This is a genomic window from uncultured Gimesia sp. (assembly GCF_937910335.1).
In the GTDB taxonomy this organism is placed as follows: Bacteria; Planctomycetota; Planctomycetia; order Planctomycetales; family Planctomycetaceae; genus Gimesia.
The window spans coordinates 1-10,264 of the sequence record NZ_CALEMX010000178.1 but is presented as its reverse complement, the minus strand read 5'-3'; the positions used below and the strand labels follow the sequence as shown (position 1 = coordinate 10,264).

Below are 10,264 nucleotides of genomic sequence, written 5' to 3'. Positions count from 1 at the left end.
AGGCCTTGCGCTCCAGCATTTTGTTCATTACTTCTGCATCTCTAACGGTAATTCGACCTTCAAACTGTGCCCGGGCTATCAAATTGTGCATTTTGGACTGATGCTCCAAAACCATCAACGACACAATATCACTATGTTGTCCGAGATAAGCATCTGTATCAAACCACTTCTCCAAATCAACGGCATTGGCCCCACGCTCTCGATTCAGATTATTGGAACTGTCCCCTTTTCGAAAAATCATATTTCCCATATGACGCATTTTTCCATGCGTTCCCGATACATACCAGCCACCCCAGCGCTCATTAAAGGGACTCGACTGATCGCTGCGATAGGTGCCCTCACGATACACGGGCATTCCATCGGGACCAGGATACACAGACCGCATAATGTGACCGGGAACTCCCTGCGTAAGCGAAGATGCATGACATTGCGTGCATTGAAATGTTTTTCGCACAAAGGTCGGCTTGGCGGATTGCGTTTGATCGAGCGTATAAAATACCGTTCCCAGTTTCGGATCACTGGCAGAAACTTCCAGAACGGCACCGCCTTGAACATAACCGATATAGATATCGTCATTAAAATACAAAGCACGCGGCGATTGCGGGTCGATATGCCTGACCTGCAAACTCGTTTTGGAAAAAACCAGTACCTGAGAAGAGACCGGAATCTCCAGAGACTTTAACACTGAAGGTAAATAACCGAAGCCTTTGTCCCGTAAATACTCCAGCTTGATCTGACCCTGATCCATTTTTTTTTGCAAACGAGTAATCAGATTTTCTGGTTTCGATTTGTTATAATTAATCGGCGCTTCTTCAAAACTGACTTGCGCAAACAGATCCACGGGCATCTGAAACAAACAGAAGAGACCAAAGAGTCCAACCAACTGGATGCCGCTTTTCGCGACTTTCATTAAATTGGCATGCATAGTGATGTCACTCTGAAACAAAGGCGGGAAACAAACGTACTATTAAACAATACTACAATCTGCGGAAAATGGCAGGGACAACCCCGATATCGGATATCTTTATCCATTTTAAGCACTTTTTCTCTGCTGTCAACATACTTTTCAAACAGATTCCACCTCTTTCAACTGAAAAACCAGCAAAACCTAAACCATTTCTTACAAAAAATGTAGTCATACCGATTTACCATCAATAAGAAAGCTTATCCATGAAACCTTCTCCAACGCAAGTACGAATCGCGTTTACAATTCTGATCTCCTGCCTGCTTTCCTTTCCGCCCCCCACTTCCGCCAGTGAAACTCAAATTCGAATTTTATTAATTGGCGATTCGACGGTTGCCACTTATAACAAACGCCCCAAAGACCGTCCTGACTTAACTGGCTGGGGTCAGGTGTTCGGCGAATTTTTTAACTCCGATGTTACAATCCTCAATCGTGCCGCCTCGGGACGCAGCTCAAAAAGTTTCATCAAAGAAGGTCGCTGGAAAAAAGTCGTCGCTGAAAAAGCCGATCATCTGCTAATTCAGTTCGGCCACAATGACTGTCCGGGCAAAGGGGACCGGGCGACTGACCCCGCGACCGATTATCAACAGTACCTTCGCCAGTATATTGATGAAGCCCGCGCAGTAAATATCAATCCGATTCTAATCACTCCCGTCACACGCAGACGATTTCAAAACGGCATGATCTGGACCACACTCCGCCCCTATGCAGATGCCATGCTGAAAGTAGGTCGCGAGAAAAACGTACCGGTCATCGATCTGCATCAGAAAAGTGTCGCGATGTTCAACAAGCTGGGTGATGAAAAGAGTGCCTACTTCAGCCCCAAACCAGATGATCGGAGCCACTTTACGAGTAACGGAGCACGCGAAATTGCGCGTCTGGTAGTCGAAGAAATCCCAAACGCTGTTCCCGCACTCAAACCCTATCTGAAACAGAACGCAGGCAAACACGATTGATCTGATCAATCGACTTCCATTACATGAAAGTGCATCTGTTGCAGGGTTCCACGCTCAAGCGTGAAACAGTGGCTTCCCGAAGTTTGCGATATTCAGGCGAGTTATAGATCTCGAGCACATGCTGATCATTAACATTGCCGATCGGATATTCCGCCTGACCGTCTGCACAACAGTGGGCCACTTCTCCTGTAGCGGTAATCGAAAGTTCAAACCAACGTTCACAGCCCATATTGGGAACCTCGTAAACATTCAGCCCTTCGACCTGACCCATCCATTCCATACGTGGAAAGACACTTGCTTTGAACAGAGGGAAGTTGATGCCCGCCCATTCCACAAATTCATGATCTGCCTTCGACCCATCGCCAACACGAGACAGCACAACCGGAAAATAAACCTCGCCATCAGCAAAGGCATCGTGAATCATATCCAGACGTTGGTGGGTTCGCTGATAATTCAAACCCATCACGCGCTCGTATTCTTCTTCTCGATGGTCATTAAATGAGATCCATAGATAGCCGATATTTTTGACTTCCTGTAGTGCCTCCAACTTATCTTCCGTAATCGGCGAAGCATTCGAAGTCAAAGCGATGTTCGCCTGAGGAATCAACGTGTTGATCTTACCCAGCGTTTCAAATAAGCGCGTATCCAGAAACGGTTCGCTCACTTTAAACGGCGAGATCTGAAAATTCATTTCCGGCGGCAACTCTGTGAGTTCATTCAGCACTTTATCAATCAGTGCATCACTCATTTTCGTATGCTTGCGATTCAGATTCGGATAAGGGCAGAAATTACAGCTCGCATTACACCGGGCCAATGTCTCCAGATGCACATGTCGGGGATAATCCATATAGTGAGAATGACGCATTCGTGCGACTTTTGCATCATATTCCGCTCTCTGTTCGCTAAATTGATAAGGGCTTAATATTTCCAACATAGTTGTGACTCTTCCATGAATCAGACAAAAACGAACCGATTTGCGGCGCGAGCATCGCAGACATCCCATTTTTTGTCAATGAGAATTAGTACCTCTATACATTTGAAACGATCTCGCACCCGAGCGATTGTCATCGAACAGCAATAAGATTTCCCTCCCTGAGAATTCGAATTCCAAAACCCCTTTGATTCCGATTGTCGCTTCAACTTTGTATGATTCAGGTATGAGACTTCTACCACATTCAAAGACCATTGATGCTTAACTCGAAACACTGAAAGCAGTTATCAGATGCACCATTTTTCAGACCGTTTAAATCTCGCCATTCAAAATAAAAAAACACCCGCCCTGGTCGGCCTTGATCCCCGATTTGACTGGCTTCCCGAAGAAATTGTGAAAGCCGCCGAATCCCGGCATGACAACAAAGCCGACATCGTAGCGGCCGCCTTTCAAGAGTTCTGTTTCCGCATCATCGATGTCGTAGCCCCCCTGGTTCCCGCTGTCAAACCGCAGGCCGCTTTCTTCGAAGAATGGGGACCCGCCGGCTGTATCGCCCTGCAACGCGTCATCAAAAAAGCACGCGACGCCGGGCTGATTGTCATCTGTGATGCCAAACGCGGAGACATCGGCTCCACCGCGGAAGCCTACGCCCGAGGTTATCTCGCCGGCGAAAACCCCGATAGCGCCGTCTGGGCCTCAGATTGTTTAACGGTGAACCCCTATCTTGGCAGCGACACATTGGAACCGTTCGTGAATGTCGCCGTTGAAAGAGGCGCCGGCATTTATGTTTTAGTACGCACAAGTAATCCTGGCGCGGGAACTTTTCAAGATCGCAAAACCGAAGGCACCAATCTATATGAATGTGTGGCTGCCGCCGTCGAAGAACTTGCGTTGAAGACAAAAGGCGCTGGAAACTATGGCGCCATCGGTGCCGTCGTCGGGGCCACCTACCCCGAAGAACTCAATCAACTCCGCGCACTTATGCCTCACACTCCCCTGCTCGTCCCCGGCTATGGCAGCCAGGGCGCCGGTGCAGGAGATGTCGCGGGCGCCTTTGATGAAAGTGGACTTGGCGCCATCATCAATAGTTCGCGAGGTATTAACTTCGCCATCCGCAAGGCACCCTATTCAGAAAAGTTCTCGCCCGCAGAATGGGAACAGGCCATTGAAACCGCCACGCATGATATGATTTCCGATCTAGCCGCGCATACACCCGCGGGTAATTTAAAATGAACGATCAGACAGCCGCATTCGCAAAAGCGTCGAAACATCTGAGAAAAGCAGACCCACGTCTAAAGACCGTCATCGACACCATTGGCGTCTGCACGCTCAAACCGTATCGCTACCGTTTTGCCTTGCTCTTACGTTCGATTGTTTCACAACAAATTTCCACCTCGGCTGCACGCACCATTTACAAACGGCTACACACACTCAGTGGTAAAGGTCAACCCACGGCAGAAAAGATCATCCGCCTTTCACACGAGGAATTGCGCTCGGTCGGGCTCTCCAGTCAAAAAGCCAATTATGTGCGCCATCTTGCGGAGATGGTACTGCAAAACAACGTCCGCCTGCATAAATTACATCTCATGTCCGACGAAGAAGTCACAGAGGAATTGATTCAAGTCAAAGGCATAGGCAACTGGACCGCCCAAATGTTTTTGATGTTCGGACTCTGTCGACCCGACATTTTTCCCCACGACGATCTAGGCATCCAAAATGGCATTCAGGCAATTTATCAATTAAAAACACGTCCCGATAAACAGACCTGCATTGAAATTGCCCAGCGCTGGCAGCCTTATCGTACCCTCGCCAGCTGGTATTGCTGGCGCAGTCTGGAAATGGAATCAACCGACGGCCCCTGGTAACAAAAATAAATCAAAACATCACATTCAGGATCGAACCACCGTATGAAGAACGCCTTCGACTGCTATCAAGTCAATAAAAATGAACAGAGCGAAATCACAGCCGACGTAGAATCGATCTCGCATGACGATTTACCTCCCGGCGCGATAACCATTCGCGTCGTCTATTCTTCGATCAACTATAAAGACGCGCTGGCCGCCACCGGACAACCGGGAGTCGTCCGAAATTTTCCGCACGTTCCCGGCATCGATGCCGCGGGAATTGTCGTTGCATCAGACTCCGATCAATTCAAGGTGGGCCAATCCGTTGTCGTCACCAGCTATGAACTCGGCGTTGAACGCTGGGGAGCCTGGTCCGAATTCATTCGTGTGCAACCCGAATGGATTGTACCTCTGCCAGAGGAACTCACATTAAAAGAATCGATGATTTTGGGCACCGCCGGCCTCACCGCAGCCATATGCGTCAGCAGCCTCCTCCATCACGGCATCAACGTTAATGCCGGTGAAATTCTTGTGACCGGCGCTTCGGGAGGCGTAGGTTCATTCGCCCTCTCATTACTCAACCAACTCGGTTATTCTGTCACCGCCGTCTCAAGTAAAATAGCATTGCAAGAACGGCTAATCGAACTCGGTGCGAAACAAATCATCCACCCCAATGAAGTAAATACGGGTTCCAAAAAACCCCTGCTCAAAGCGCAATGGGCCGGCGCCATTGATACCGTCGGCGGTTCATTGTTAAGTCATCTCATTCGATCGATCCAGCCCGAAGGCTGCGTCGCCGCCTGTGGAAACGCAGGCGGAACCGAACTCGATTTGACCGTATTCCCCTTTATCCTACGCGGAGTAACACTCTCTGGTATCGACTCTGCCTGGTACCCCATCGAAAAACGAACCGCACTTTGGCAGAAACTGGCCACCGATTGGAAACTGCCCGACCTCGATTCCCGCGCCAGAGTAATTACCCTGGATCAAGTTTCCAAAACCGTCGACAGCATCCTCAATGGGAGCCACCAGGAACGGACCATTATTCAAATCGGTGAAGAATAACCGTTCATCCCATTCATGAAAAAGAGACCACCTGTTTCCAGATGGCCTCTTTGATTTTTCATCTCGCTGAATTCGATTTAATACCGAGCCAGGTCAGCAGCTTCTGCTTTCAGATTCAAACCACTAACGATCCGCTGTGCATCGTTAAGCATGAATTTCACTTCACTGCCACAAGCGATAAACTGCCAGCCCTCAGCAATCCGCGATTCCACCGCCTCGATCGTCTGCACATGCAGGCCAACAGGTGTGCCCGTTTTCTTGCCAGCCGCTAAAATGATCTGCAACTGCTCTTCCAGTTCGTCAGGAGAAGGATGCACCCCCGTCGCTTTGCTCATCTGAAATGTCAGGTCGTTCGGACCAACGAAAATGCCATCGACGCCGGGCAAGCTGTAAATCGCTTCGGCGTTTTCTACGCCCTCAGGTGATTCCGTTTGAAGAATGACCAGAATTTCATCGTTGGCATGTTTGTAATAATCGCCAGCGGTTGCATCGAAATTCATCGCATGCAGCACGCCACCCACAGACCGATTTCCTTCAGGCGGATACTTGACAGCATCGATCACTGTTTTCGCCTGTTCGACAGTATTAATCATGGGAGCAATAATCCCATGCGCGCCGGCGTCCAGCGCCCGCTTGATCAATTCATATTTTCCCAGAGGAACTCGGCACAGGGGAACACAACCCGCATCTGCAATCGAACCGAATAACAGCGCCGCCTGCGACCAGTCAATCGGCGAATGTTCCATATCTACTGTGAGCCACGGAAATCCTATACGGGCCATCAAACGGGTCATCATCACATCCCCCGATGAGAGCCAAGTTCCCACTTGAGGTTTTCCTTCACGCAATGCCGCCTTAACCGGATTCTTTTTCATCAGTCTGAAATTCTTTCCTGAAATCTATTCTATGGTGGTAATCTGCTTTACGATTTATCCATTCTCGACAGGCTCATAGTGGATTGCAAGCCAAACGCTTTCCCGATTCTCAGCAGTCGCTTCCACTCGATGCCGACAAAACGCGGGAATGTTCACCGCATCGCCGGGAATCAGCGCACGTCCCTCCGTTTCCCCCTCAAATCGCAGTACCGCAGAACCCGACAGCAAAACCACCCACTCCGCCTGCCTCTGATCATACCATTCCCCATCAGAAGTCGCCTGACCGCTCGAAACAATCCGCTCGACCCGAAACGACGAACCACAAAATAACTCCTCAAACACTTCCTCAGCAGGCAGTGTCTTAAACGGAGTCAACAGGTTGAATATTTCAGGAACCATCATTTTATTCTTGATACTGAACTATGAGAAAAGTTTTCTGCAGCAGAGAATCAATCTCTACTGTAAATCACAACAGCCGACACAACAAGCGTGCCCACAATTGAGGAACGCGCGAACCCGCTTGCCCCTCACTTCGGGAACTGGTAGCATTTTCTTGTTCCCACGAATCCCCCTACCTTTGGAGCCCCCCATGAAAATCACAGGCGTCGAAACGTTTCTGGTTGATATTCCCATGCAAACGCCGGTTTCCCCTTATCAGTCACGGTATATCTCTTCCTCCTCGACCGGCGCGCTGATCATTCGCATTGAAACCGACGCAGGAATAATCGGCTGGGGAGAAACACCACAACGTCTTTCCTTTCAAAACGCGAAATCATTTACCGGTGAGGAAGCCAGCTATTTCCGACCGATCCTGTTAGACAAAGACCCAACCGACATCTCCGCTCTATATGCCGACTGGGGCATCGAAGAAACGTATCTTCAGGCGCTCGTCGAAATGGCCTGCTGGGACATCCTCGGCAAACAATGCGGGCAACCTTTGCATCGCTTGCTGGGAGGCCTGTATCGCGACCGCGTCGAAGTCACCTGCTGCATGGGCATTCGCGGCCCCGAAGAAGCCGCCACCATTTCGAAACACTATGTAGACCTCGGCTTCAAAACTCTTAAAACAAAAGCCGGCCGTTCGCCCGAAGAAGATTTAGCAATGGTCCGCGCGATTCGGGAATCAGTGGGAGACCGTTTGAATCTACGCATCGACCCCAACATGGGTTACGCGCCGGAACTCGCATTGCAACTCGCCAAAGATCTCGAACCCTATGATCTGCAATACTTCGAACAACCAATGGACAAAGCCCTGTTACAGGAATCGGCCGACATTCGCCAGCAGACAAAAACCCCGCTCGCGCTGAATGAATCAGTCACCACAATGGAAAACGTTCGGAAGATTTTAGAACTAGACGCAGCCGACTTTCTCCTACCCGACACCTATCAATGCGGCGGCCTCTGGGCTGTAAAACTCGTCGGCGAAATCGCTGCCTCAGCCAACGTCCCCTGCATATTCCACTGCTCCCACGATCTCGGATTACGCACCGCCACCATGTTGCACATGGCAGGCAGCTCCCCGAATTTCCCCCTGGCCAACGACTGCACCTACTATAGCCTCGAAAACGATATCATCACCCAACCTTTCGAAATCGAAGAAGGCACCATCCAGGTACCCACCAAACCGGGCCTCGGCATCGAAATCGACGAAGCCATGCTCAAACGGTATCTAGTGAAAAGCTCGATGGAATAATCATTCATCAACCTGCTCACACAGCCCCCTCATTACTAATATGAAAGTAGTGCTGAAATTAGACTTGACTCGGTCATCGAAAATCCCACTATGCGTTTATGTGCGTCGCGCGCGAGATGCGTTTTATGAGCACTGCTTACAGCAAACACTGATTCTCTCACTACTATAAAAGTCTCTGTGTTTTGAAAATCTTCACCTGAAAAACCACCACCGGTTCCCAATATCTCGTAACTTATCGACGCATATCGATCACGCATAGACGCGTCTGACACTCTGTACGGACACGGTTTGGCAGCGATCAACCTCGCTTCGTGATTCAAAATGAACTTGACTCCCCGACGCCGTTCGCAACAATCAATTGCAGTCAAAACAATCGCAACCTGAATCAAAGTCACCAACACAACACCAGCCCCCGACAACAAGTATCTGAGCGGCTCGGCGCCAGGCAGTGTATATTTAATAGTTTTGAGGATAATTCTCAAGCAAGTCACCTTTAACCAGACCGGTATTAACCACAGCTAATGCCTTGCGGCTGATCTTGTTTTTGATCATTAGCCGAAGGGCATTAGCCCCGGTTCCTCCTTATATTGTTTTTGATCATTAGCCGAATGGCGTTAGCCACGGTTTCTCCCAAGTTGCAAAGAACGACTGGAAATAAGAAACACTACCGAGCCGCCGTTAGAAGTAACAAACAGAAAACCAGAGCATCAAATTCATAGAAAACAGTCCCCCATATAAAAGCAGGGTATCAAATAGGGCGAGAACGCCTCCGCGCCCGCCTCAACAAACTAATGGGACTCGATCGAACCGGGTAAAACTCTGCAAGCACATTGTAAGCAATAGCGCCAGCCACCCCTGACTGAAAACACGCCATCACTGAAAATCCATCAGTACACAAAGCCCACATCAACACCACTAACAACAGTGGGTAGGCCCGAATGCAATTCGGGCCGAGCAAAGCGAGCAGGAAACTGACAGGGAAACAGAACAAAGAATAAAATTGAGTGAATTTGACCCGGCGGTATGAGATCAATTTGTTCAATCTCTATCAGAAAGACCAAAAGGGATCAGGGACAGAACAAACAATTCCTGATCACTTAAACAATCTATGCTGCGGCGGAGTGAGCGAAGTTGTTCAGTTCGCCTTCTTCACGAATTCTGATTTCAACTGCATGGCACCGATGCCGGTGATCTTACAGTCGATGTCGTGGTCACCATTGACCAGGCGGATATTTTTTACTTTCGTGCCTACCTTGACGACCGTGGATGAGCCTTTCACTTTCAGGTCTTTAATGACGGTCACCGTATCACCGTCTTTCAGTGCGTTGCCGTTGGCATCTCTTATAACGGGGCCGGCTGGGGTGTCCTCTTCGGCTGTTGCTTTGCTCCATTCGTGGCCGCATTCGGGACAAACCAGCAAATTTCTGTCTTCATAGGTATATCCAGAGGCACATTCAGGACAGTTCGGCAAATCGCTCATCTCATCTCCTGCAGATTGTTTGACCATTCTCTCATTGTCAATTTCCAGTCCGTCACGATGTCCTATTAAGATAACGTTTTCCTGCTCCACGGAATAGGCAGGATGAGAAAGACAAAAAAGGGGGGGCAGCTTATCGAGCCACAGGTCATCGAGTTGGACACATCGCACTCACTTGCCGCGAATCGCATTCACGGCCACCGAATCGGGTTGAACATCAACGGCCAATCTCGTCCCCGCCGTCTGTGGTTGACCGGTTTGGAGATTCACGATTTCAACGATTGATTCGTAAGGCAAAGAGATCGTCGCCCGCGTCTTGCGCGAGCCTCAAGGCCACCGGTCTTAGAATTCTCCTACAACCTGTCCATCATTACGAATGGCGAGTCGCTGAAACGTAGAATTAACCGGTATACCCCCTACTGCATTACTGTCGTTGATCTGGCTGAATTCAGGAACAAT

The 10,264-nt window shown here is 49.3% G+C and carries 10 protein-coding genes and 1 pseudogene; 6 read left to right on the top strand and 5 right to left on the bottom strand.

Annotated features, from left to right (window positions below; translation table 11 throughout):
• Positions 1 to 925: pseudogene (locus Q0668_RS06865) on the bottom strand (hypothetical protein); the annotation flags it as partial.
• 245 nt (positions 926 to 1,170) lie between these two features.
• Between Q0668_RS06865 and Q0668_RS06860 the strand changes: the two are divergent.
• Complete coding sequence (locus Q0668_RS06860) at positions 1,171 to 1,920, top strand: rhamnogalacturonan acetylesterase (protein WP_298861812.1); 750 nt, start codon at positions 1,171 to 1,173, stop codon at positions 1,918 to 1,920.
• A gap of 19 nt (positions 1,921 to 1,939) precedes the next feature.
• Here Q0668_RS06860 and Q0668_RS06855 read toward each other — a convergent pair whose 3' ends face one another.
• Entirely contained in the window at positions 1,940 to 2,854 is a 915-nt protein-coding gene (locus tag Q0668_RS06855) for a radical SAM/SPASM domain-containing protein (protein ID WP_298861809.1), read from the bottom strand.
• Between the two features lie 288 nt (positions 2,855 to 3,142).
• On the opposite strand from Q0668_RS06855, the gene pyrF reads away from it, so the two are divergent.
• Genes pyrF through Q0668_RS06840 form a run of 3 tightly spaced genes read left to right on the top strand, consistent with a single transcriptional unit; the run spans position 3,143 to position 5,760 of the window.
• A complete protein-coding gene (gene pyrF, locus Q0668_RS06850; protein ID WP_298861806.1) occupies positions 3,143 to 4,084 on the top strand; it encodes an orotidine-5'-phosphate decarboxylase in 942 nt (313 codons plus the stop codon).
• Positions 4,081 to 4,716, top strand: coding sequence for a DNA-3-methyladenine glycosylase (locus Q0668_RS06845; protein ID WP_298861804.1), 636 nt, complete (start codon positions 4,081 to 4,083; stop codon positions 4,714 to 4,716). Before pyrF ends, Q0668_RS06845 begins: the two co-directional genes overlap by 4 nt.
• A 42-nt stretch (positions 4,717 to 4,758) precedes the next feature.
• Positions 4,759 to 5,760 carry a YhdH/YhfP family quinone oxidoreductase gene (locus tag Q0668_RS06840; RefSeq protein WP_298861801.1) on the top strand — a complete coding sequence of 334 codons (1,002 nt, stop codon included), beginning with the start codon at positions 4,759 to 4,761 and terminating at the stop codon, positions 5,758 to 5,760.
• A gap of 77 nt (positions 5,761 to 5,837) precedes the next feature.
• Here Q0668_RS06840 and Q0668_RS06835 read toward each other — a convergent pair whose 3' ends face one another.
• Both Q0668_RS06835 and Q0668_RS06830 read right to left on the bottom strand, forming a co-directional pair.
• Complete coding sequence (locus Q0668_RS06835) at positions 5,838 to 6,635, bottom strand: aldolase/citrate lyase family protein (protein WP_298861799.1); 798 nt, start codon at positions 6,633 to 6,635, stop codon at positions 5,838 to 5,840.
• A gap of 54 nt (positions 6,636 to 6,689) precedes the next feature.
• The gene (locus Q0668_RS06830) at positions 6,690 to 7,037 is read right to left on the bottom strand and encodes a cupin (protein WP_298861796.1); all 348 of its coding nucleotides are present in this window, start codon (positions 7,035 to 7,037) and stop codon (positions 6,690 to 6,692) included.
• Positions 7,038 to 7,224: 187 nt separating this feature from the next.
• Between Q0668_RS06830 and Q0668_RS06825 the strand changes: the two genes are divergently transcribed.
• Positions 7,225 to 8,328, top strand: coding sequence for a mandelate racemase/muconate lactonizing enzyme family protein (locus Q0668_RS06825; RefSeq protein ID WP_298861786.1), 1,104 nt, complete (start codon positions 7,225 to 7,227; stop codon positions 8,326 to 8,328).
• A gap of 1,135 nt (positions 8,329 to 9,463) precedes the next feature.
• Here the strand turns inward: Q0668_RS06825 and Q0668_RS06820 are convergent.
• A complete protein-coding gene (locus tag Q0668_RS06820; protein ID WP_298861784.1) occupies positions 9,464 to 9,808 on the bottom strand; it encodes a zinc ribbon domain-containing protein YjdM in 345 nt (114 codons plus the stop codon).
• A 102-nt stretch (positions 9,809 to 9,910) separates the two neighbouring features.
• On the opposite strand from Q0668_RS06820, the gene Q0668_RS06815 reads away from it, so the two are divergent.
• Positions 9,911 to 10,090, top strand: coding sequence for a hypothetical protein (locus tag Q0668_RS06815; protein ID WP_298861781.1), 180 nt, complete (start codon positions 9,911 to 9,913; stop codon positions 10,088 to 10,090).
• Positions 10,091 to 10,264: the final 174 nt, after the last annotated feature.